23 protein-coding genes are annotated in these 20,898 nt (G+C 74.7%); 15 read left to right on the top strand and 8 right to left on the bottom strand.

What is annotated here, in order from left to right:
* The first annotated feature begins 93 nt into the window (after positions 1-93).
* The 7 genes from BD833_RS00115 to BD833_RS00085 all read left to right on the top strand — a co-directional run bounded on the left by BD833_RS00115 (position 94) and on the right by BD833_RS00085 (position 7,390).
* Complete coding sequence (locus tag BD833_RS00115; protein ID WP_166531106.1) at positions 94-945, top strand: formate/nitrite transporter family protein; 852 nt, start codon at positions 94-96, stop codon at positions 943-945.
* A 127-nt stretch (positions 946-1,072) separates the two neighbouring features.
* Positions 1,073-1,480, top strand: coding sequence for a four-helix bundle copper-binding protein (locus BD833_RS00110; protein WP_166531105.1), 408 nt, complete (start codon positions 1,073-1,075; stop codon positions 1,478-1,480).
* A 40-nt stretch (positions 1,481-1,520) separates the two neighbouring features.
* Positions 1,521-2,822, top strand: a complete 1,302-nt coding sequence (locus BD833_RS00105) for a cation:proton antiporter domain-containing protein (protein ID WP_166531104.1) — start codon at positions 1,521-1,523, stop codon at positions 2,820-2,822.
* A gap of 9 nt (positions 2,823-2,831) precedes the next feature.
* On the top strand, positions 2,832-3,368 hold the full coding sequence (locus tag BD833_RS00100; protein WP_166531103.1) for a DUF421 domain-containing protein: 537 nt from the start codon (positions 2,832-2,834) through the stop codon (positions 3,366-3,368).
* 370 nt (positions 3,369-3,738) lie between these two features.
* Entirely contained in the window at positions 3,739-6,234 is a 2,496-nt protein-coding gene (locus tag BD833_RS00095) for a molybdopterin oxidoreductase family protein (protein WP_166531102.1), read from the top strand.
* Complete coding sequence (locus tag BD833_RS00090; RefSeq protein ID WP_166531101.1) at positions 6,231-6,713, top strand: hypothetical protein; 483 nt, start codon at positions 6,231-6,233, stop codon at positions 6,711-6,713. The genes BD833_RS00095 and BD833_RS00090 overlap by 4 nt, the downstream gene beginning before the upstream one ends.
* Positions 6,710-7,390: a GPR1/FUN34/YaaH family transporter gene (locus BD833_RS00085; protein ID WP_166531100.1), complete on the top strand. Its 681-nt coding sequence runs from the start codon at positions 6,710-6,712 to the stop codon at positions 7,388-7,390. The genes BD833_RS00090 and BD833_RS00085 overlap by 4 nt, the downstream gene beginning before the upstream one ends.
* A 16-nt stretch (positions 7,391-7,406) precedes the next feature.
* On the opposite strand, the gene BD833_RS00080 is transcribed toward BD833_RS00085, so the two are convergent.
* From BD833_RS00080 to BD833_RS00065, 4 genes are read right to left on the bottom strand one after another with little or no spacing between them, the layout of a single operon-like run.
* Positions 7,407-8,777 carry a DUF2254 domain-containing protein gene (locus BD833_RS00080; protein WP_166531099.1) on the bottom strand — a complete coding sequence of 457 codons (1,371 nt, stop codon included), beginning with the start codon at positions 8,775-8,777 and terminating at the stop codon, positions 7,407-7,409.
* Positions 8,774-9,322 carry a GerMN domain-containing protein gene (locus BD833_RS00075; RefSeq protein WP_166531098.1) on the bottom strand — a complete coding sequence of 183 codons (549 nt, stop codon included), beginning with the start codon at positions 9,320-9,322 and terminating at the stop codon, positions 8,774-8,776. Before BD833_RS00075 ends, BD833_RS00080 begins: the two co-directional genes overlap by 4 nt.
* Positions 9,319-10,821, bottom strand: coding sequence for a HAMP domain-containing sensor histidine kinase (locus BD833_RS00070; protein WP_166531097.1), 1,503 nt, complete (start codon positions 10,819-10,821; stop codon positions 9,319-9,321). Before BD833_RS00070 ends, BD833_RS00075 begins: the two co-directional genes overlap by 4 nt.
* Positions 10,818-11,495 carry a response regulator transcription factor gene (locus BD833_RS00065; protein WP_166531096.1) on the bottom strand — a complete coding sequence of 226 codons (678 nt, stop codon included), beginning with the start codon at positions 11,493-11,495 and terminating at the stop codon, positions 10,818-10,820. Before BD833_RS00065 ends, BD833_RS00070 begins: the two co-directional genes overlap by 4 nt.
* 232 nt (positions 11,496-11,727) lie before the next feature.
* On the opposite strand from BD833_RS00065, the gene BD833_RS00060 reads away from it, so the two are divergent.
* Entirely contained in the window at positions 11,728-12,747 is a 1,020-nt protein-coding gene (locus tag BD833_RS00060; RefSeq protein ID WP_166531095.1) for a potassium channel family protein, read from the top strand.
* A 10-nt stretch (positions 12,748-12,757) separates the two neighbouring features.
* On the opposite strand, the gene BD833_RS00055 is transcribed toward BD833_RS00060, so the two are convergent.
* Positions 12,758-13,636: a metallophosphoesterase gene (locus BD833_RS00055; RefSeq protein WP_166531094.1), complete on the bottom strand. Its 879-nt coding sequence runs from the start codon at positions 13,634-13,636 to the stop codon at positions 12,758-12,760.
* 247 nt (positions 13,637-13,883) lie between these two features.
* On the opposite strand from BD833_RS00055, the gene BD833_RS00050 reads away from it, so the two are divergent.
* Positions 13,884-14,414: a hypothetical protein gene (locus BD833_RS00050; protein WP_166531093.1), complete on the top strand. Its 531-nt coding sequence runs from the start codon at positions 13,884-13,886 to the stop codon at positions 14,412-14,414.
* Positions 14,415-14,480: 66 nt separating this feature from the next.
* On the opposite strand, the gene BD833_RS00045 is transcribed toward BD833_RS00050, so the two are convergent.
* Positions 14,481-14,624: a hypothetical protein gene (locus BD833_RS00045; RefSeq protein ID WP_166531092.1), complete on the bottom strand. Its 144-nt coding sequence runs from the start codon at positions 14,622-14,624 to the stop codon at positions 14,481-14,483.
* 155 nt (positions 14,625-14,779) lie between these two features.
* Here BD833_RS00045 and BD833_RS00040 point away from each other — a divergent pair, with 155 nt between their 5' ends.
* The 4 genes from BD833_RS00040 (at position 14,780) to BD833_RS00025 (ending at position 17,502) form a co-directional block, all read left to right on the top strand.
* Positions 14,780-15,244: a winged helix-turn-helix transcriptional regulator gene (locus BD833_RS00040; protein WP_243737351.1), complete on the top strand. Its 465-nt coding sequence runs from the start codon at positions 14,780-14,782 to the stop codon at positions 15,242-15,244.
* 169 nt (positions 15,245-15,413) lie between these two features.
* Entirely contained in the window at positions 15,414-15,809 is a 396-nt protein-coding gene (locus tag BD833_RS00035; protein WP_243737407.1) for a VOC family protein, read from the top strand.
* Between the two features lie 128 nt (positions 15,810-15,937).
* Positions 15,938-17,257, top strand: a complete 1,320-nt coding sequence (locus BD833_RS00030; RefSeq protein WP_166531089.1) for a S8 family serine peptidase — start codon at positions 15,938-15,940, stop codon at positions 17,255-17,257.
* A gap of 11 nt (positions 17,258-17,268) precedes the next feature.
* The gene (locus BD833_RS00025) at positions 17,269-17,502 is read left to right on the top strand and encodes a ketohydroxyglutarate aldolase (protein ID WP_166531088.1); all 234 of its coding nucleotides are present in this window, start codon (positions 17,269-17,271) and stop codon (positions 17,500-17,502) included.
* Positions 17,503-17,540: 38 nt separating this feature from the next.
* On the opposite strand, the gene BD833_RS00020 is transcribed toward BD833_RS00025, so the two are convergent.
* Complete coding sequence (locus BD833_RS00020) at positions 17,541-17,993, bottom strand: STAS domain-containing protein (RefSeq protein ID WP_166531087.1); 453 nt, start codon at positions 17,991-17,993, stop codon at positions 17,541-17,543.
* A 184-nt stretch (positions 17,994-18,177) separates the two neighbouring features.
* On the opposite strand from BD833_RS00020, the gene BD833_RS00015 reads away from it, so the two are divergent.
* Both BD833_RS00015 and BD833_RS00010 read left to right on the top strand, forming a co-directional pair.
* Positions 18,178-19,245, top strand: a complete 1,068-nt coding sequence (locus BD833_RS00015; RefSeq protein ID WP_166531086.1) for a phosphotransferase family protein — start codon at positions 18,178-18,180, stop codon at positions 19,243-19,245.
* The gene (locus tag BD833_RS00010) at positions 19,236-19,910 is read left to right on the top strand and encodes a histidine phosphatase family protein (protein WP_166531085.1); all 675 of its coding nucleotides are present in this window, start codon (positions 19,236-19,238) and stop codon (positions 19,908-19,910) included. Before BD833_RS00015 ends, BD833_RS00010 begins: the two co-directional genes overlap by 10 nt.
* Before the next feature lie 22 nt (positions 19,911-19,932).
* Here BD833_RS00010 and BD833_RS00005 read toward each other — a convergent pair.
* A partial coding sequence (locus BD833_RS00005) for an HNH endonuclease signature motif containing protein (RefSeq protein ID WP_166531084.1) occupies positions 19,933-20,898 on the bottom strand: 966 nt, incomplete at its 5' end.

The raw sequence follows: 20,898 nt of genomic DNA, 5'->3' as shown, positions 1-20,898 counted from the left end.
TGGCGTGAGCCGGGCGCCGGCCGTCCCGGTTTGCTGCCGGGGCCGCCCGGCGGGAGGCTGCCCGGAGGGCTGGCACCACCGGAGGGGGCGACGATGGCGGCACGCGATCCGCAGGAGATGGCCGAGGTCGCGGTCGCGACCGGGGCCAAGAAGGTGCACCGGACCTGGGACCGCGTCCTGGTCAGCGCCTTCCTCGCCGGGGCCTACATCGCCTTCGGCGGGCTCGTGGCCATCACCGTCTCCTCGGGGCTGGACCCCGCCACCTGGGGCACGCTGCCGACATTGTTCACCGGCGCGGCGTTCACCCTGGGCCTGGTGCTGGTGCTCATCGCCGGCTCCGACCTGGCCACCGGCAACATGCTGCTGGTCCCGCTGGGCGCGATGCACGGCAAGCTGGGGCTCGGCGACGTCGCGCGGAACCTGACCCTCGTCCTGCTGGGCAACGTGCTGGGTGCCCTGGTGGTCGCCTACTTCCTCGCGGTGCAGACCGGCGTCATCGGCGACGCGGACGCGACCGGCACCGCGGCCCTCACCTTCGAGCGGCTGGCCGGCATCGCCGAGGGCAAGGCGCTGGGGGAGTCGCCGTGGCAGACCTTCCTGCGCGCGGTCGGCTGCAACTGGCTGGTGTGCCTGGCGGTGTGGATGTCGCTGGCGGCCACGTCGGTGTCGGGGAAGATCCTGGCGATCTTCTTCCCGATCATGGCCTTCGTCGCGATGGGCTTCGACCACGTCGTGGCCAACATGTTCTTCCTCCCGGCCGCCATCTTCGCCGGGGTCGACGACATCGGCTGGGGCGACGTCGGGCTCAACTGGCTGCTCGCCGGTGCCGGCAACCTGGTCGGCGCCGTCGTCTTCGTCGCGACGTCGTACTGGTACCTGTTCCTGAAGGACCGGCCGGAACCCTCGGCGCAGGAGGCCGCGGCGGAGCCGGCCGAGCGGGGCTGACCGCGACGGGGCCACAGGGCGGTCGTCACGTGATCGTCATGGAGAGCCGGCGCGGACCCGGGTAGGGGGCCGGGAGCGCAGCCCCGGCCGCACCCGCGGACCGGGCCGATCGACCGGAGGAGAACCCGTGACCGTCGCCGCACAGATGCTCGACACGTACCCGAAGGACCTCGGTGGGGTGGACAAGCAGAAGCTCCTCGAGTGCATCGAGGCCTGCGTCGAGTGCGCCCAGGCGTGCACCGCCTGCGCGGACGCCTGCCTCAGCGAGGACATGGTCGCCGAGCTCACGACGTGCATCCGCACCAACAGCGACTGCGCCGACGTCTGCGACACGACCGGCCGGGTGCTGTCGCGGCACACCGGCTACGACGCCAACCTGACCCGCGCCGTCCTCGAGGCCTGCGCGGCCGCGTGCAAGGCCTGCGGCGACGAGTGCGGGCAGCACGCCGAGATGCACGAGCACTGCCGGGTCTGCGCCGAGGCGTGCCGCCGCTGCGAGGCCGCCTGCCGCGACCTCATCAGCTCGCTGGGCTGAGCCGGATGAGGTCGCTCTCGCCGACGCCGGGGGAGCGACGGTGACCGTCGACATCCTGCTGACGGCGGCGGGCGCGCTCGCGCTCGTCGCTGCCGCGTGGTCGGAGCGGATCCGGCGCATCCCGGTCAGCGAGCCGCTGCTCGCCCTGGCCCTCGGCGTGCTGCTCGGCCCCGCCGTGCTCGGGGTGCTGGACCTGCCGGAGCTGCTCGAGGACCACGCGTGGCTGCACACCGCGGCCCGGTTGCTCCTGGCGGTCTCGGTCATGTCCGTCGCGCTGCGGTACCCCTTCCGGACCGCCCGGGGGCGCTGGCGGCCGGTGCTGCTCCTGCTCGCCGTGGTCATGCCCGTCATGGCGGTCGTGACCGCGGGCCTCGCCGCGCTCGCGCTCGGCGTCGGCCTGGGGGCCGCGGCCCTCATCGGCGCCGCCCTGACGCCCACCGACCCGGTGCTCGCCTCCACCGTCACCACCGGGGAGCCCGCCGAGCAGGACCTGCCCGGGCGCGACCGGCAGGTGCTGTCGCTGGAGTCCGGCGCCAACGACGGGCTCGCCCTGCCGCTGGTCCTCGTCGCGGTGGCCCTGGCCGGGCCGCTCGCCATGGGGGATGCACTGCTCGAGTCGCTCTGGGACGTCGCCGGAGCGGTCCTGCTGGGCGCGCTGCTCGGCTGGCTCGGCGGCCAGGCGCTCCGGGCCGGCGCCGACCACGGCGCGACCGACCCCGGGCCGGAGCTGGTGTTCACCGTCGTGCTGGCGTTCGCCACCCTCGGCGTGGGCGGCCTGATCCACGTCGACGGCATCCTGGCCGTCTTCATCTGCGGGCTGGCCTTCAACGCCGTGAGCACCGGCCGGGAGCGGTCGGCCGACGTGCGGATCGACGAGGCGGTGAACCGGTTCGTCGTCCTGCCGCTGTTCCTGGCCTTCGGCGCGATCCTGCCCTGGGCGGAGTGGCACGCGCTCGGCTGGGCGGGGCTGCTCTTCGCGGTCGCCGTGCTGCTCCTCCGACGGCCCCCGGTGGTCTCCCTGCTGCGCCGCCCGCTGCACCTGGACCGCCCGGACGCCGTCTACCTCGGCTGGTTCGGCCCCATCGGGGTGTCGGCGCTGTTCTACCTGACCCTGGAGTCCGAGCGGCTGCCGATCGACCCGGTGGTGCTGGTGGCCGGCTCGCTCGTCGTCGCGGTGAGCACCGTGGTGCACGGCCTGACGGCGACGCCGGGGCGGGTGCTCTACCGGAAGGTCGCGCGCCCGAAGGGCAGCGACGAGGACGGTGGCGGCAAGGAAGGCGGCGACGGGGGCCCGGATGACGATCGGCAGCGTTCCGCGTCATCGCCGGGTGCGGAGGGGTAGGGGCCCTGCATGTGGTTCGACACGTGGTCCGATGTCATCCGGGTACTGCTGGTGGGGGCGGCGGCCTACGCCACCGTGGTGGTGATCCTGCGGCTGTCCGGCAAGCGGACGCTGACCAAGCTCAACGCCTTCGACCTGGTGGTCACCGTGGCGCTGGGCTCCACCCTCGCCACCATCCTGCTCAGCAGCGACGTCGCCTGGACGGAGGGTGCCGTCGCCCTGGGGCTGCTCGCCCTGCTGCAGGCGGTGGTCGCGTGGCTGACGGTCCGGTGGCCCGGGCTCCGGACGGTGGTCACCTCCCGGCCGACGCTGGTGCTGCGGGACGGCGAGCCGCTGCACGACCGGATGCGGGAGGTGCGGGTGGGCGTCAGCGAGATCCACCAGGCGGTGCGTTCCTCGGGTGCCGGCGACCTGGCCGACGTGGCGGCCGTCGTGCTGGAGAGCGACGGCTCGCTGAGCGTGATCCCGGCGAAGAAGTACGGGACCGGCTCCGCACTCGAGGGGGTCATGGGAGCCGAGGACGTCTCCCGCGGCGCCCAGGCCTGAGGGGCCGGGGTGTTCGCCACGGTCGACCGGCCGCCGGTGGAACCGACCGCCTCCTGCAGCGTGCGGAGGGTCCGCATGCCGTCGATGTCGACCTGCCGCACCCCGCGCAGATCGAGCAGGACGGTCTCGTGACCACTGCGGCGCAGCGCCTCGACCGTGCCGCGGACCATGTCCGCGGCACGCGCGGGGAAGCCCGGCGCGCGGCCGTCATGCACCGGTCGGAATGTCGGCCCGTGTCCACCGGGTGCCCGGCAGAACATGACGAAGTTGTGTCACGCACCGGCTTTCTCCGACGGGGGCGGTTCGAGCCGGGGCGGCCGGGGGCACGGAGGCACCGCTCGCACGACACCGATCTCCTGGAGGAGGCACTGTGGCGCGCACCGACCGGATCGCGGAGCCCTGGGGCACCCGCACGCCGTACGGACCGGGCGAGGAGTGGCCCACCCGGGTGGACGTCCATCTCGCCGACGGGCTGACCGAGGACGACGTCGACCGCTGGGAGCAGTCGGCGTCGATCCTGCACTCGAACGGGGACGGCCTGGACATCGCCGTGAAGGACGACCGCATCGTCGGCGTCCGCGGCCGGGCGGTCGACCGGGTCAACCACGGCCGGCTGGGCCCGAAGGACCTCTTCGGCTGGCAGGCCAACAACTCCCCGGATCGCCTGACCACGCCGCTGATCCGGCGGAACGGCAAGCTCGTCGAGACCGACTGGGACACCGCGATGGACGCGGTCGTCGGGCGGGCGAAGGAACTGCTCGCCGAGCAGGGGCCCAGTGCGATCAGCTTCTACACCACCGGGCAGCTCTTCCTCGAGGAGTACTACACCCTCGGCCTGATCGCGCACGGCGGCATCGGCACCAACCACGTCGACGGCAACACCCGGCTGTGCACCGCCACCGCCGCGGCGGCGCTCAAGGAGTCCTTCGCCAGCGACGGGCAGCCGGGCTCGTACACCGACATCGACTCCGCCGACGTCATCGCCCTCTACGGCCACAACATGGCCGAGACGCAGACGGTGCTGTGGACCCGCATCCTCGACCGGCTGGCCGGGCCCAACCCGCCGAAGGTCATCTGCGTCGACCCGCGCCAGACGCCGGTGGCCCGGCACGCCACGGTCCACCTGGCCCCGCGGCCGGGCACGAACGTCATGCTCATGAACGCCCTGCTGCACGAGATCCTCGCCAACGGCTGGATCGACGCCGAGTACGTGAAGGCGCACGCCGTGGGCTACGACGAGCTGGTGCAGCGGGTCGAGGACTACCCGCCGGAGCTCGCCGCCGAGATCTGCGACGTGCCCGTGGCGCAGATCCGGGAGGCCGCCCGCATCATCGGCACGGCCGAGCGGCTGCTGTCCTCGGCGCTGCAGGGCTTCTACCAGGCCAACCAGTCCACGGCCGCCGCGGTGCAGATCAACAACATCCACATCCTGCGCGGCATGCTCGGCAAGCCGGGCTGCGGGATCCTGCAGATGAACGGCCAGCCGACGGCGCAGAACACCCGCGAGTGCGGCGCCGACGGTGACCTCCCGGCCTTCCGCAACTGGTCGAACGAGGAGCACGTCGAGGACCTCGCACGGGTCTGGAACATCGACCCGATGGACATCCCGCACTACTCGCCGCCCACCCACGCGATGCAGATGTTCCGGTATGCGGAGGAGGGCTCCATCCGGTTCATGTGGGTGCAGGCCACCAACCCCGCGGTGTCGATGCCCGAGCTAGGCCGCATGCGCGAGATCCTCGCCCAGGACCGGCTCTTCCTGGTGGTCCAGGACATCTTCCTGTCCGAGACCGCCCAGCTGGCCGACGTCGTCCTGCCGGCCGCGACCTGGGGGGAGAAGACCGGCACCTTCACCAACGTCGACCGCACCGTGCACCTGTCGGAGAAGGCGGTCGAGCCGCCCGGTGCGGCCAAGCCGGACCTGGACATCTTCCTCGACTTCGCCCGCCGCATGGGGCTGAAGGACAAGGACGGCCGGCCGCTGGTCAAGTGGTCGACCCCCGAGGAGGCGTTCGAGGGCTGGAAGGAGTGCACCCGCGGCCGGCCGTGCGACTACACCGGCCTCAGCTACGACAAGCTGCGCGGCGGCTCCGGCATCCAGTGGCTGTGCAACGACGAGCACCCCGACGGCACCGAGCACATCTACGTCGACGGGCAGTTCTGGTCGGCTCCGGACTACTGCGAGAGCTACGGGCGTGACCTGGTCACCGGCGCGCCGCTGTCGCCGGTGGAGTACAAGGCGATGAACCCCAGCGGCAAGGCGGTGCTCAAGGCGGCCGAGTACCTGCCGCCGCACGAGGTGGTTAGCCAGGACTACCCGTTCCAGCTGATGACCGGGCGCACGCTCTACCACTTCCACACCCGCACGAAGACCGCGCGGGCGCCGCAGCTGCAGAAGGCGGCACCGGAGGTCTGGGTCGAGATGTCCGCGAGCGACGCCGCCGACCGCGGCTTCGCCGAGGGCGACCTGCTCGAGGTCAGCACCGCCCGCGGACGGGTCGAGGCGAAGCTCCGGATCAGCGGCATCCGTCCCGGCGCGATCTTCCTGCCCTTCCACTACGGCTACTGGGACGAGCCCTCCGGGCACGAGCCCGACGGCAAGCGCGGCCGAGCGGCCAACGAGCTGACCATCACCGACTGGGACCCGGCGTCCAAGCAGCCGATCTTCAAGACCGCGGCCGCCGCGGTGCGGCGGCTGGCGAAGGCCGACGGCCCGTCGGCGGCGCCCACGACCACCGGTTCCCGGCCGGTCGTGGACGGGGTGCCGCCCACCACCGGCGGCCCGGCCGCCATGTCCACCGAGACGCTGAGCACCGAGACGCTGGGCACCGAGGAGATCGCGACCGTGGCCGGAGGTGCCCGATGAAGCTGGACCTGGCGATCGAGGAGCTGCACCGCTCGGAGAACCACCTGGCCGGGGTGCTGCTGGCGATGTCGGACCGGCACAAGGCCGACCACGAGGTCTTCCACGTGGCCCGGGACATCGCCCGCTGGTCGCAGGACCACGTGCAGCGGCTGGCCGCGGCCGGGCAGGAGTTCGGTCTCGACCTGGACCCCGAGCCGAAGGGCGACCCGACGGTGCTGGAGAAGGCCCGGCAGAAGGCCTCGGACCTGATGGGCCGCAGCAGCGCCCCGGGCCTGCTCCTGCTGGCCGACCTGCGGCACGTCTACCGCGAGGCCTCCGGCGTCTCGCTGGACTGGGAGCTGCTCGCGCAGGCCGCCCAGGGAGCGCGGAAGCAGGAGCTGCTGCAGCTGGCGAAGCGCTGCCACCCCGACACCCTGCGCCAGGTGCGCTGGGCCAACGGCAAGCTCAAGGAGTCGGCCACCCAGGTGCTGGTCGGTTGACCGCCGACGGCGCAGCCGGCGCGGCCGGGACGCGGGTCGTCCTGCGGCCGCTGGCCACGCCGCTGCCCCTGGGGTTCCTCGCCCTCGCGCTGGCGACCACGATGTTCAGCGCGGTGCAGCTGGGCTGGATCGACGCCGACCAGGGACGGGTGGCGAGCTACACGGCGCTGTTCGCCACCGTCCCGCTGCAGCTGCTGGCCTCGGTCTTCGGGTTCCTCAGCCGCGACCCCGTCGCGGCCACCGGGATGGGGATCCTGAGCGGCACCTGGGCGATCGCCGGGCTCACCACCCTGACCAACCCGCCCGGCGCCGCCAGCCAGGGGCTCGGCGTGCTGCTGATCGTGGCCGGGGCGGCCATGTTCGTCCCGGCCGTCGTCGCGCTCAGCAGCAAGATCGTGCCGGCCGCCGTGATGGGCCTGGCCGGTACGAGGTTCATCGTGACCGGCGTCTACGAGCTCACGTCGTCCTCGGCGTGGAAGGCCACCGCGGGGTGGGTCGGCGTGGCGCTCGCGGCGCTGGCGCTCTACGCCGCGCTCGCGCTGGAGCTGGAGGGCGGTCAGGAGAAGACGGTGCTGCCCCTGGGCCGCCGCGGGCCGGGCCGGTCCGCGATGGCGGGGGAGGGGCCGCTGGCTCCGGAGGAGCTGGTCGAGGAGGCCGGGGTGCGCCCGCAGCTGTGACCGCCTGCGCCGGCGTTCAGCCGGCCGGCTCGCCCGATGTCGGCGATCGGGGGCTGAGCCGGCGCGCCGGTGCCCACGTGCCGGTGAGGGCGTCCTCGACCGCCGACCGCCAGGCGTCGGTCTCCCGCGGCCCGATCGACGTCGTCTCCAGGGCCTGCTCCACGGCCCGGTCGAGCAGCCCGCGGAGCACCTCGTCGAGGCCCTCCCCGCGCACCCGCCAGGCCACCTCCTGCAGCAGGCCGGCGATCCGGCGCAGCACCGCCGGCTGACCGGAGGCGTACTGCAGGGGCTCTTCCAGCCCCACGGTGATCAGCTCCTCCGCGGTCCAGCGGGGCAGCAGCACCCGCACCGCCCCGGCGTCGTCCCGCCAGGCCCGGACGGCCGTGCGGCGGGGGAGGAGGTCGCCGAGGATCGCCGAGACGTGCGAGAGCGCGTGCACCGCCGTCGTCGGGTCGTTGATGCCCGGCGAGAGGGCCCGGCCGGCGATGTCCACGATCTTGCGGAGGCTGTACGCCGCGTCCTGGTCGGGCGTGCGTTCGTAGGACAGCCGCACGCTGCGGTTGATCGCGTGGTGCAGCGAGGTCGTGTCGGGCACCGGGCCGTCCCCGGCCGGCCACACCTCGGCCAGCGGGGTGCCCACGACGACGGCGTCCCCCATCCGGGGCGACAGGGCGATGACCACGCCGGCGTCCCGGGCGGCTCGCAGCAGGCGCTCGACGTCCACGTCGACGACGAACCCGCTGCGGATCGCCTCGACCGGGGTGCCCGGCTCCCTGGGGATCTCGCCGCTGTGGCGCGGCTGGTCGTCGTCGATCTGCCGGACCGCCTGCGTCGCCTCGTCGTGGACGTTGCGCAGCATGGTCTCCACCCGGAGCGAGCGCGCCAGGTGCCCGAGGAAGACCACGAGGGCGGCGACGGAGCCGAGGGCGAAGAGGAAGGCCAGGGTGATCGACAGCCGGGGGACGAACGTGCCGCCGCCGCCGGACTCGTCGGCCGTGCGCACCGTCCGGAGCACGGTGAGCGCGTAGACGAACGTGCCGACCAGCTGGGCCAGCGTCACCTGCACCACCCGGTCGGTGACGAACGTCTGCAGCAGCCGGGGCGAGTACTGGCTGCTGCCCAGCTGCAGCGCGACCACCGTGAGCGAGAAGGTCACGCCGGTGACCGAGATCAGCGAGCCGGAGATGGCGGCCAGCAGGTCCCGGGCCGCGGCCGGCCCGCCCCCGAACAGCACGGAGACCGGGGAGGCGGTGCCCGCGGTGCCCAGCAGCGCGTCGGCCAGGGGCATCAGGATGCCGAGGGCGACGGCGGCGGTGACGCCGGCCAGCGGGATCGGCCACAGCGAGCCGCTGGCCAACTGCCAGACCCGCCGGAGGGCGCGCGTCACTCGGGCACCGGGACGACGGAGGGGAAGTGGTCCCGGCCCACCGGGTCGTTGGTGAGGCCGCTGTCGGTGGGCACCTCGACCGGCACCCCGTTGAGGAGGAACCGCACCTGGTTGGTGTCCTCCAGGCCGGTCAGCGTCCAGACCACCTGGGCGACCGCGAGGAGCTGGTTACCGCCGGTGATGCCGGTGAACTCCGGGGTCACGTCCACCGAGGTGATCCCGCCGGGCAGGCCCACGTCGACCGTCAGCGGCTGGGGTGCGAGGGCGGTCCGCAGCCCGGCGATCACCTCGCTCCGGGTGGGGCCGGCCGTGAGCACGGCCAGCGCCTCCGCGGGGGTCACCCGCTCGACCGGGCGCTCGACCGGCACGAGCTCGGCGCCGCGCACGAAGAAGACCGTCACGACCGTGCTGGTCTCCCCCTCGGGCAGCCCCTGCTCGGGCACCGGGGGCGCCGGGATGGGCAGCGGCTCGGGCACCGGCTGCGGCTCGACGCCGCACCCGGCGAGCACCACCAGGCCGCACAGCAGCGCGAGGAGGGCCCTCACGGGCCTTCCTCGATCGGCAGCTCGACGACGAACCGGGCACCGCCGGAGGAGTTGTCCTCCACGTGCACCCGGCCGTCCATCGCGCGCACGTGCCGCGCGACGAGGGCCAGGCCGAGCCCCGACCCCTCGGTACGTGTCCGGATGCTCCCCGCACCCCGGGCGAACCGCTCGAAGATGCGGGTCCGGTCGGCCTCCGGGACGCCCGGTCCGGCGTCGTCGACCAGGATCCGTGCCACCTCGCCCGCCCGGAGGACGGCGACGGCGGTGACGCCCCCGGCGTACTTGTCGGCGTTCTCCATGAGGTTGCTGAGCACCCGCTCCAGGCGTCGCTTGTCGGCGCAGACCAGCACCTCCTCGGCATCCGGTGCCACCGTCAGCAGTGCGCCCCCGGCGCCGTCGCCGCGGTACCGGGACATGACCTCGCGGGTGAGGGCGGAGAGCCGCACGGGCTCCACCGCGGCGTCGTTGCTGCCGGCGTCGGCCCGGGAGATCTCCAGGAGGTCGGCCACCAGCCGCTCGAACCGGACGACCTCCGAGCGCAGCAGACCGAGCGCCTCGGCCTGGTCGGCGTCGCCGGGGGCGGCCGTGGCCTCCACCAGGTCCAGCGCGCCGAGCATGGTGGTGAGCGGGCTGCGCAGCTCGTGGCTGACGTCCGCGGCGAAGCGCGCGTCGCTGCGCACCCGCTCCTCCAGCGTGTCCGCGGTGTGGTTGAACGAGGTCGCGATCGGGATGAGCGAGGGGTCGCCGCGCGGGTCGATGCGGGTGTCCAGGGCGCCGCCGGCGATCGCCGACGCCGCGGCGGAGATCCGGTCCAGCGGGCGCAGCGTCGGCCCGGTGACCCACCAGCCGACCACCAGGGCGAGCGGGACGGATCCGAGGACGGACACCGCGAGGACGGTGGCCAGCACCCGGTAGGTCTTGTCCAGCTCCTGCAGCGGGAAGACCTCGACGTAGGCCTGGCGGAGCTCGGCGAGCGGAACGGCGACGGCCATCATCGTCTCGCCGTTCACCTCGATCCGCTGCCGCACCGGGGTGCCCGCGACGACGGTCTCGCGCAGCTCCTCGGGCAGGTCGTCCCGGCCGATGCGCAGCGAGGTGGTGCTCCAGGCGCCGTCGTCGACCAGCAGCGAGGTGGAGCCGGTCTCGCGCGGCAGCTGGCTGAGCAGCTGCGGGATGCTGAGCCCCTGGGTGGCCAGCGACCGCTGCACCTGCGCCGCGTTGCTGGACGCCTGGTGGAGGGTGACCCGCTCCCGCTGGCCCAGCAGGTACTGGGACACGGCCACCCAGACGGCGACGGCGAGCACGGTGGACAGCAGCAGGGTGACCGCGGCGAAGGCCACGGTGGCGCGGGCGCGCAGCGTGCGCACCCGGAACGCCGGGGGGCGGGCCCGCGTGCCGGACGTGGCCGCGGCGGCAGGGGCCGCCGACGACGTGCCGCGAGGAGCCGCTCCCGCGGCGGCCGGCGGCGCCCCGTCGGCGGGCGGAGCCGGAGCGGTCACCCCGGGACCCGGTAGCCCATGCCGCGGACGGTGGTGACCAGCGTGGGGTTCGCCGGATCCGGCTCGATCTTCTTCCGCAGCCGGCGGACGTGGACGTCGACGAGGCGGGAGTCGCCGAAGTAGTCGTAGCCCCAGACCCGCTCGAGCAGCTCCTCGCGGCTGAGCACGCGGCCGGCCTCGGCGGCCAGCTCGCACAGCAGCCGGAACTCCGTGCGGGTCAGGTTGAGCTGCTCGCCGTCGCGGACGACCGTGCCCTCGGTCGGGGAGACCTCGAGGTCGCCGACGGTGAGCCGGACCCGGGCCTCCGGCGCCCGGGTGCGCCGGGCGAGCGCGCGGATGCGGGCGGAGAGCTCCTTCACGACGAAGGGCTTGGAGACGTAGTCGTCGGCCCCCGCCTCGAGCCCGGCGACGACGTCGTGGCTGTCCGCGCGCGCGGTCACCATGATGACCGGGGTGTTGGAGGTCTTCCGGATCTCGCGGCAGACCTCGAAGCCGTCCTTGCCCGGCAGCATGAGGTCGAGCAGGATCACGTCGAAGGTGTGCTCGGCCAGCCGCTCGAGCGCGTCCTCCCCGCTGCCCGCCTCGGTCACCTCGAGCCCCTCGCGCTGCAGGGTCAGCTGCAGCATGCGCCGGATCCGCGGGTCGTCCTCGATGATCAGCACAGACCGCGACATGTCACCAGTCTGCCGGGTCGCCGCACGGCCGTCACGGCGGGCGGAACGCAGATGACGTTCCGGTGACATCCGGGTGGTCGCGGGCGGCACCGGCTACCGGCCCCGAGGACGCCGGCCCCGTCCCCGGCGCCCAGGAAGGAACCGTGCGCACGCCCCCCGTCGTACCGCCCAGCCCCTCCGCGCGGACGCCCGCGACCGCCGTCCGGCCGGCCCGAGCCGGGCGGGCCGCCCGGTGAGCTCCGCCGTCGCGGCGCTCTGCATCGTCCTGGGCGCGGCGGTCGTCGTCCTGGTCGCCTGGGACGTCGTCTCCACGACGCTGACCCTGGGCGAGGGCGCGGGGCCGCTCACGCGGCGGGTGCTCAGCTCCGGGTGGCGGCAGCTCATGCGGCTGCACCGGGGGCGCGCGGACGGGCGGGCGTCGCTGCTCACCGCCGGGGGCCCCGTGCTCATGGTGACCACGGTGGTCCTCTGGGTGGGTGCGTTCTGGACCGGCTGGTCGCTGGTGTTCGTCGGCAGCGGCTCGGTGGTCGAGTTCAGCAGCGGCCGGTCGGCGTCGGTGGCCGACGTCTTCTACTACGCCGGCTTCGCCGTCTCGAGCCTCGGGGTCGGTGACTTCGTCTCCACCGTGCCGGGCTGGCGGGTGGCGACGGCGGTGGCCAGCTTCAGCGGGCTGGCGCTGCTGACGCTGTCCATCACCTACCTGTTCTCGGTGATGTCCGCCGTCGTCACCCGGCGCGCCCTGGCGACCCAGCTGCACGCTCTCGGCGGCAGCGCCCAGGACCTCCTCCTCGGCAGCTGGGACGGCGACCGGTTCGACCCCGTCCTCACCCAGCAGCTGCTGGCCCTCCCCGGTCAGCTGGCCACCGTCGCCGAGCAGCACCTGGCCTACCCGGTGCTGCACTTCTTCCGGAGCCGCCGGGCCGAGGCGGAGGCGCCGCTGGCGATCGCGCGGCTCGACGACGCCGCGCTGCTGCTGCGGTTCGCGGTCGCCGAGCACGTGCGTCCGCCCGGGCCGGCGGTGGACCAGGTGCGGCGGGTCGTGGACCGCTACCTGGCGACGGCGACGGCCGGGCACGACGGGCCCGCCGAGGAGGAGGAGCCACCGCCGCCGCCGGAGGTCGGCCGGCTGGCCGCGGCGGGCATGCCCCTGGCCGACGCCGGCAGCTGGCGGTGCGCGGTCGAGGAGGCCGCGCCGCGGCGGGTCCGGCTGCGCCGGCTGGTCGAGGACGCCGGGTGGGACTGGGAGGCGTGACCGCCGTGGCTCAGGCCCCGGCGCGGAGGTCGAAGAGCACGAGCTGCGGCGGTGCGTTGATGCGGACCGGCACGGTGCTGAAGCCCAGCCCGCAGGAGACGTACATCCGGTTGCCCTCCGCGCCGTAGCCCTCGGGGGCCCAGCCGTCGGCGACGATCTCCTCCTCGGCCGTGAGTCCGAGGTAGGACCAGGAGGGGGTGCCGGGGAGAGCCACCTGGCCGCAGTGCGTGTGGCCGGCCAGCACGAGCGGGGCGGTGCCCGCCGGGAAGTCGGGGAAGGCCGTCGGGTTGTGGCTCAGGACGACGCGCGGGGCGCCGTCGGGCACCTCGGCCAGGGCGGCGTCGATGTCGGTCTCGCCCGGCCACACCGGTCCGACCCCCACCACCCAGAGCGCGTCGGCGCCCTCGCCGGTGCCGGGCACCGGGGCCGCCTCGTTGCGGAGCACGGTGATCCCCGCCTCCTCGAAGGCGGTGGTCAGCTCCTCGGCGGCGCCGACCGCGTAGTCGTGGTTGCCCAGCACCGCGTAGGTCGGGATGCCCGACTCCAGGAGCGGGTCGAGGATCTCCAGGACGGTGTCCACCTGCTCGGCGATACCGGGTTCCTCGCTGTACACGTAGTCGCCGCCGAGCAGCGCGATGTCCGGCCCGGCGTCCACCAGCTCCTCGACCGCGCGGTTCATCATCCCGTCGTTGGACCACCACATGCCGACCTGCAGGTCGGCGATCATCCCGAGGCTGGTGCCGTCGGCGGTCTCGTCGAGGCGGGGGAGGGGCACGTCGGCCCGCTCCACGTCCAGGATCAGCCGCGGCTCGATCCGGACCCCGTAGACGAGCAGCAGCACGACCAGCCCACCGAGGACGGCGGCGGCGCGGCGGATCCAGTGCTTCACGGTGGGCGGGCCTCCGGGGGTCGGGGTGAGGCGCCTGGCATGCCCACCGCCCGGGCGGTCGGACGCGGCGCCGCGGGCCCTGTCATCGGTTCGCAACGCCCGGCGTCCGGGGGCGCTACCCCTGTTGCGAAGCGGTGACGAATCCGGCCGCGGAGGGGGACCGGCGTGCTATCGGGGCATGGACCGGCGAACCCACCCGGCTGCGCGGTTCCGCGGCCGGGACCACGGCACGGAAGGAACGACGGCGATGACGACCAGCCGGCGATCGACCCAGGCAGCCGCCACCGGCATCCGCCCGCCCGCCACCCGGCGGCCGGCCATGGCCGGCGCCCTGCTGTCGGCGACGCTCGGGCTCGCCGTCCTGACCGGGTGCGGGGAGGACGACACCTCGCCGACCACGCCGGCGGACGTCGACGTCCGCCCGGCCGAGGACCTGGAGGACCCGTACGACGGGGCCTACACCGAGGAGTTCCGCGACGACCTCGAGGGCTACAACGGGCTGGAGGTCTCGCTGGTGGGCGAGGTGGAGCGGATCGTGTCCCCGATCGCGTTCACGCTCGCCGGGACCGACGGCGTCGAGCCGATCCTCGTGGTGATGCAGGAGGAGCCGGGGAACCTCGCGCCGGGGCAGACCGTGGCCGTGGCGGCGCAGCCGTGGGAGGAGTTCGAGCTGGCCGAGGTGGAGGAGGCCATCGGGGCCGACCTGCCGGACGAGGCCTACGCGGACTGGGAGGGCGAGCCCTTCCTCGACGCCACCATCGTCGAGCCGCAGGAGTGAGCCGGCTGCCCGGCCGGGCGCGAGGGGGCTGACCGGCGGCGCGCGCCGGTCAGCCCGTGCCCGAGGTCAGCGGCGGGCGCCGAGGACGGCGATCTCGTGGGCGGACTCGAGCGTGGGGGCCGCGGCCAGTGCGCGGGCCAGTGCGCGCTCGTCGCGCAGCTGGGTGCGGGCGGCGTGCCGGCGGGCGAGGGCGGTGCGGATGCGGGTCATGACGGGTTCCTCTCCGGAGCAGCGGGTGGTGCGCGAGCGCTGCAGGGGGCCGGGCGGGCCGGCCGGAGACCGTCCGCCTCCTGGGTTCGCAACCTGAACTCTGTTCCGCCGAGCAAGGTTCGTCAAGCGAACCCAGCATGGCTATGCTCACACCTGTGAGCCAGGACTCCTTCGACCGCTCCCGGTGCTCGGTGGCCGGCACGCTCGCGGTGGTGGGGGAGAAGTGGAGCCTGCTCGTCCTCCGCGAGGCCTTCCTGGGGGTCCGCCGGTTCGCCGACTTCCAGCAGGCCCTCGGTGCGCCGAAGGCGGTGCTGACCGACCGCCTGGGCACGCTCGTGGCCGAGGGGGTGCTCCGCCGCGAGCCCTACCAGGCCGAGGGGGCGCGGCTGCGGCACGAGTACCGGCTCACGCCGAAGGGGCGGGACCTGTACCCGACGCTGGTCGCGCTCATGGAGTGGGGCGACCGCTACCTGGCCGACGGCCCGCCGCCGCTGGCCCTCGACCACCGCGGGTGCGGAGCTCCCGTCCGGGTGGCGCTGCGGTGCGACGAGGGCCACGAGGTCGCCGGGCCGCGGGACGTGCACGCCCGGCCCGGGGGCCCCGCCGCGCTGCCCGGCTGACCCGGTGTGCCGCGCGGGCGGCACGCGCCACAGCACCGTGGAGCCCCGTGGCGGCACGGCACCGTGCCACCGGAGCACCGATGAGTTCTCCGTGGACCGCCGGTCCCTCCTGCTGACCGCTCCGCCGCCGGCGGGCGGTGACATCCCTCCCCGAGGAGTCCTCGTGCGCATGATCTTCGTGAACCTGCCCGTGTCCGACCGCGACCGCGCGGACGCCTTCTACGGTGCGCTCGGCTTCCGCCGCAACGAGCAGTTCTCCGACGAGCGCTGCGTCTCCTACGTCGTCGAGGAGAACATCGTCGTCATGCTGCTCACCCGCGAGCGCTTCGCCGACTTCGTCACCGGCCCGGTCGGCGACCCGGCGCAGGCGACCTCGGTGCTCAACTGCCTGTCGGCCGGCAGCCGCGAGGAGGTCGACCGGCTCGTGCAGGCGGCGATCGCGGCCGGCGGCAAGCCGTGGCTCCCCGCCCAGGACTCCGGCTTCATGTACGGCGCCAGCTTCGCCGACCCCGACGGCAACGTCTGGGAGGTCATGTGGATGGACCCGGCGGTCACCCAGGGCTGAGCGGCCCGGGTTCGGCCCGGCAGCCGGCTCCGGGTTGCCCGGGAGCGGCGGCAGCACGACGCTGACGGAGGAGGACCGCACCACGACGTTCCGTGAGGGTGCGGCCGCCACGTCGCCGAGGGGGAACAGTGGACGATCCGCGCCGACCGGCCGTTCCGGAGGCCGGGCTCCCCGGCGGCGGAGCGCTGACCACCGGCCGCCGGGTCGTCGTCTTCGGCGACGCGCCGGGGGGCGACCAGCAGGTGGACTGGGCGCGCGCCGGGGTCCGGGACGTCGCGGACTCCCGTGACTTCACCGACGGCGACGTGCCCCCCGAGACGCTCCGGGGAGCCGGTGCCACGGTCTTCGCCGCCCTGGGCATCGCCGTGGTCGCCGCGGACGACGGGCAGCTGCGGGCCCTGGCGGCGGCGTCGTCCCGGCCGGTGCTCTCGGTGTCACCGGAACTGGTCCATCAAGCGCTGGACCCCGAACCCGGCTATGTACTCGGGTACCGGGACGGGGTCGCCGACCTGACCGGGCGGTTGCTCGCGCCGGGCGGCCCGGCGACGGAGCCGGCGGCCCGCTTCGCCGACACCCCCGAGGCCACCTGGGGGATCCAGGCGGTGCGCGCCGACGTCTCCCCGTACTCCGGCCGGGGCGTCCGGATCGCGGTGCTGGACACCGGCATGGACCTCGCGCACCCCGACTTCGCCGGCCGCACGGTGACCGCGCGCTCCTTCGTCGCCGGGGAGGACGCCCAGGACGGGCACGGGCACGGCACCCACTGCATCGGCACCGCGTGCGGGCCGCGGACGCCGGCCGGCGGCCCCCGCTACGGCGTCGCGCCGGAGGCGGACATCTTCGCGGGGAAGGTGCTCGGCAACGGGGGGAGCGGGACCGACGCCGGCATCCTGGCCGGCATCAACTGGGCGGTGACCAGCGGCTGCCCGGTGATCTCGATGTCGCTCGGGGCCGACGTGATGACGGTGCACCCGCCGTACTCGGCCGCCGGGCGGCGGGCGCTGCAGCAGGGCTCGCTGATCGTCGCGGCCGCGGGCAACAACGCCGACCGGCGGTCCGGCGACCCCGGGTTCGTCGGCACCCCGGCCAACAGCGTGGAGATCTTGGCGGTCGGGGCGGTGGACCAGGCGCTGGAGATGGCCTACTTCTCGGCGCGCAGCCTTCCGGGCCGCGGCGGGCAGGTCGACGTCGCCGGGCCCGGCTGGGAGGTGTTCTCCGCCTGGCCGCTGCCCGACCGCTACCGCACCATCAGCGGCACCAGCATGGCCACCCCGCACGTCGCGGGGCTGGCCGCGCTCTGGGCCGAGGCGACCGGCCGGCGCGGGCTCGAGCTGTGGGCGACCCTGTGCCAGGAGAGCGAGCGGCTGCTCCTGGCGTCGGTCGATGCGGGCAGCGGGCTGGGCGTGGCTCCGGGAGAAGCGGTTCCCGCGACGCGCGGCGCCGCGTAGCCTCCCCGGGCATGACCCACGTCAGCGTGACCGTCGACGACGGGCACCTGGCGGCCCTCGACGGCGTCGTGCAGGGCCTGCGCGCCCGCGGCATGCAGGTCGACCAGGTGCTGGACGCGCTCGGCATCATCACCGGCTCGGCCCCCGACGGTGCCCTGGGTGCGCTCACCACGGTCGCCGGGGTCGCGTCGGTCGACGAGCAGCTCGTCCACAGGTTGCCCCCTCCGGGCGCGCCGGTCCAGTAGCGCGCCGGTCCAGCAGGCAGCCCTCCGGCCGGGCCGGCTCAGCCGGTGGACTCCTCCGGGGGCGGCGTCGTGGCCGGATGCCGGTGCTCCCGGACGGAGGCGAGCGTCCGCACCGTCCGCCGGCTCGCCGCGACGTCGGCCAGGACCGCCGCCGATGCGGGTGGCACCCGCAGCAGCTGGTCGAGGCCCACCATGAGCACCAGCCGGTGCATGCACGGGCTCGGCAGCACGGCGAGCTCCTTGCCGCGGCTGAACGCCCGCCGGTGGGCGGTGACGAGCACGCGGAGGCCCTCGGCGTCGCAGAAGGTGACCCGCCGGGCGTCCAGCGTCCAGCGGGCACCGGGGCTGTCGGACAGGGCGGCGAGCGCGTCGAGGACGAGCGGCGCCTGCTCCCGGTCGAGCTCCCCGGCCACGCACACCCGGCCGGCCGGGAGATCGACCGAGAGCTCGAACGGGGGCAGCTCCGATGGCGCGGCATCGTGCGGATCCATGCGGGTCTCCCACCTGGGGCGGGTGCTGCCCGGAGCACTCCGGCGCACTCGGGACCCTGACGGCGCAGGTCGGGCCGTAACCTCGACCCGGCGCGAGGCTAGCAGTTCCGGGCCGGATCCGGCCTGATCCGCGTCCCGGCCCCGACCCGGCGGCGCCCGGCCGGGCCGTGGTGGGATGGGGCCGATGAGCGAGAACGCCAGCCGGCTGCGCGAGGTCCGACCCGAGGACGCCTTCGACGTCGAGGCCGTGCACGCGTGGCTGGCGCCGCGCGTGCCGGCGCTGGCGGGGCGGTCCGCACCCGGGGTGCGACAGTTCTCGGGCGGGGCCAGCAACCTGACCTACCTGCTGGACTACGGCGACCTGGAGCTGGTGCTCCGGCGGCCGCCGCACGGGCACAAGGCGGCCTCGGCGCACGACATGGGCCGGGAGGTGCGGGTGCAGCAGCGGCTGCGACCGCACCTGGACGTCGTCGCCGAGATCCACGGCTTCTGCCAGGACCCGGCGGTCATCGGCAGCGACTTCTACGTGATGGAGCGGCTGGAGGGCACGATCCTCACCCGCAGGCTGCCCGAGGGGGTGCAGCTGCCGCCGGAGCGGGCGCGGGTGCTCGGCGAGACCGCCTACGACACCCTCGCCGACCTGCACTCCATCGACGTCGACGCCGCCGGCCTGGCCGACCTGGGCCGCGGCCCGGGATACGTGCGCCGCCAGGTGGAGGGCTGGTCGCGGCGGTTCCGCGACGCGCGGACCGACGACGTGCCGGCGGCCGAGGAGCTCATGGGCTGGCTGGCCGAGCACCAGCCGGCGGACGTGCGGGCGAGCCTGCTGCACGGGGACTGGAAGCTGGACAACCTGGTGCTCGACCTCTCGGGGGCCCCGCGGATCACCGGCGTCCTCGACTGGGAGATGGCGACCGTCGGCGACCCGCTGATGGACCTCGGGTCCTCCCTCGCCTACTGGGTGACCGCCGACGACGACGAGGAGTTCGGGCTGGTGTCCACCCAGCCGAGCATCCTGCCGGGGATGCCGACCCGCGAGCAGCTGGTCGAGCGGTACCTGGCCCGCACCGGCCTGCGCACGGACAACTGGACCTTCTACGAGGTGTTCGGCCTCTTCCGGCTGGCCGTGATCATCCAGCAGATCTGGGCGCGCTACAGCTCCGGGCACAGCACCAACCCACGCTTCGCGAACTTCGGGATCGCCGCCGCCGTCCTGCTCCAGCGCGCCGAGAAGCTGTCCGGATGCCGCTGATCTGCCTCGTCCGGCACGGCCAGGCCTCGTTCGGGGCCGACGACTACGACGTGCTCAGCGACCTGGGCCGGGAGCAGGCGAGCTGCCTGGGCGAGGAGCTGCGCCGGCGGGAGCTGCGGAACCCGCTGGTCGTCTCCGGCACGCTGCGCCGCCAGCGGGACACCGCGGAGCTGCTCGCCGGAGCGGCCGGCTGGGCGGTGGCGCCCGCACCCGACCCCCGCCTGGACGAGTACGACCACCTGGACCTGCTGAAGCGGTACCCCATCGAGGCCGGGGACGCCGCGCCCGGGGCCGCCCCGGCCGGGGAGTCCCGGTCGCGGCAGGTGCAGCGGCTGCTCGATGCGGCGCTGCGCTCGTGGATCGCCGCCGGGGACGCGGACGGCTGGCCGGCCTTCTCCGCCGGGGCGCTCGCCGCCGTCGACGACGTGGTCACCGGCCTGGCGCCCGGGCAGGACGCGGTGATCGCCACCTCCGCCGGGGTCATCGCCGCCGTGACGGCCGCGCTGCTCGCCGCGCCGGCCGACGGCGTGGTCGCGCTGAACCGGGCCGCGGTCAACGTCGGGATCACCTCGGTGGTGGCCGGTGCCGGCGGGCTGTCGCTGCTGTCGTTCAACGACCACGCGCACGTCACCGGCGCGCGCCGGCACCTGCTCAGCTACCGCTGAGGCGGTCGCGGGAACGGTCGGGTCAGAAGGGCGGCGGGTCGTCCGCCGGGTCCGGCGGTGGTTGCGGTGGTCCGGTGAGGACGCGGTAGCCGGGTGGTCGGCTGATCCGGGTGACGCCGGTGGGGGTGATCACGGTGAGCACGCCGTCGTCGCTGATCGTGTGGGTCCAGCCGGGGGCGAAGGTCTTGAGCCGGTGGTGGCGGCGGCACAGGCAGCAGAGGTTGTCGCAGGCGGTCTCGCCCCCGTCGGCGTGCGGGATGACGTGGTCGAGGTCGGCCCGGGCGGCGGGGGCGGTGCAGCCGGGGTGGCGGCAGGTGCGGTCGCGGGCGGTGAGGAAGCGCTGCTGGGCTGCTGAGGGCCGGTAGCGGTCGACCGGGTCGGGCACGCCGATCACCGGGCAGCCGCAGCCGTGGTCGGGGGCGTCTGTGCTGTCGGGGTGGGCTGCGGCGTCTGGGCGGGCTGCGGTGTCGGGGTGGGCGGTGCAGCCGCGGCGGGCGAGCCGGGCCGCTTCGCCGGGGGTGGTGAGGGCGAGCAGCTTTCCGGTGGCGTCGGTGATCGCGAGCTCGAGGCTCCCGCCGGCCGGGGCGCGCACCCCGAGGGCGTCGAGTTGGGCGAGGAGTTCGCGCAGGTGGGCGGCGGTGATCGGCTCCCCGTCGACCTCGCCGACCGGCGCCGCCGGGGCGGGCGGTGTGTGGGCGCCGGAGTCGGGGGCAGGGTCGGGGCCGGTGAAGGCGGCCGGCAGCGGCGCGCCGGCGGCGAGGAAGCCGGCGGGGGTGAGCGCGGTCAGCGGCGCGACGACGGTCAGGTGTGCGGTCACCGACGGCCGCTGCTGCCACGGGCGCAGCAGCAGATCGGCCAGCGCTCCGGCGCGCAGCATTCCGATCGGGCGGGGGTCACCGGCGTCCTTGGCGGCGCGGGCGTACCGGTCCACGGCGTCCCGGCAGGCGGCGGCGTCGGGATGCGGGAGGACGGCGCGCAGCTCGCTCAT

Origin of the sequence: Blastococcus xanthinilyticus, from assembly GCF_008124835.1 — a bacterium.
In the GTDB taxonomy this organism is placed as follows: Bacteria; Actinomycetota; Actinomycetes; order Mycobacteriales; family Geodermatophilaceae; genus Blastococcus; species Blastococcus xanthinilyticus.
This window is presented reverse-complemented; position numbering and strand designations above follow the sequence as displayed.

Excerpts from the sequence above, each read along its gene's own strand:
- BD833_RS00115 (WP_166531106.1), top strand. The coding sequence starts at position 94 with ATGGCGGCACGCGATCCGCAGGAGATGGCCGAGGTCGCGGTCGCGACC.
- BD833_RS00100 (WP_166531103.1), top strand. The coding sequence starts at position 2,832 with ATGTGGTTCGACACGTGGTCCGATGTCATCCGGGTACTGCTGGTGGGG.
- BD833_RS00090 (WP_166531101.1), top strand. The coding sequence starts at position 6,231 with ATGAAGCTGGACCTGGCGATCGAGGAGCTGCACCGCTCGGAGAACCAC.
- BD833_RS00065 (WP_166531096.1), bottom strand. The coding sequence starts at position 11,495 with ATGTCGCGGTCTGTGCTGATCATCGAGGACGACCCGCGGATCCGGCGC.
- BD833_RS00050 (WP_166531093.1), top strand. The coding sequence starts at position 13,884 with ATGACGACCAGCCGGCGATCGACCCAGGCAGCCGCCACCGGCATCCGC.
- BD833_RS00045 (WP_166531092.1), bottom strand. The coding sequence starts at position 14,624 with ATGACCCGCATCCGCACCGCCCTCGCCCGCCGGCACGCCGCCCGCACC.
- BD833_RS00035 (WP_243737407.1), top strand. The coding sequence starts at position 15,414 with ATGATCTTCGTGAACCTGCCCGTGTCCGACCGCGACCGCGCGGACGCC.
- BD833_RS00025 (WP_166531088.1), top strand. The coding sequence starts at position 17,269 with ATGACCCACGTCAGCGTGACCGTCGACGACGGGCACCTGGCGGCCCTC.
- BD833_RS00020 (WP_166531087.1), bottom strand. The coding sequence starts at position 17,993 with ATGGATCCGCACGATGCCGCGCCATCGGAGCTGCCCCCGTTCGAGCTC.
- BD833_RS00015 (WP_166531086.1), top strand. The coding sequence starts at position 18,178 with ATGAGCGAGAACGCCAGCCGGCTGCGCGAGGTCCGACCCGAGGACGCC.
- BD833_RS00010 (WP_166531085.1), top strand. The coding sequence starts at position 19,236 with ATGCCGCTGATCTGCCTCGTCCGGCACGGCCAGGCCTCGTTCGGGGCC.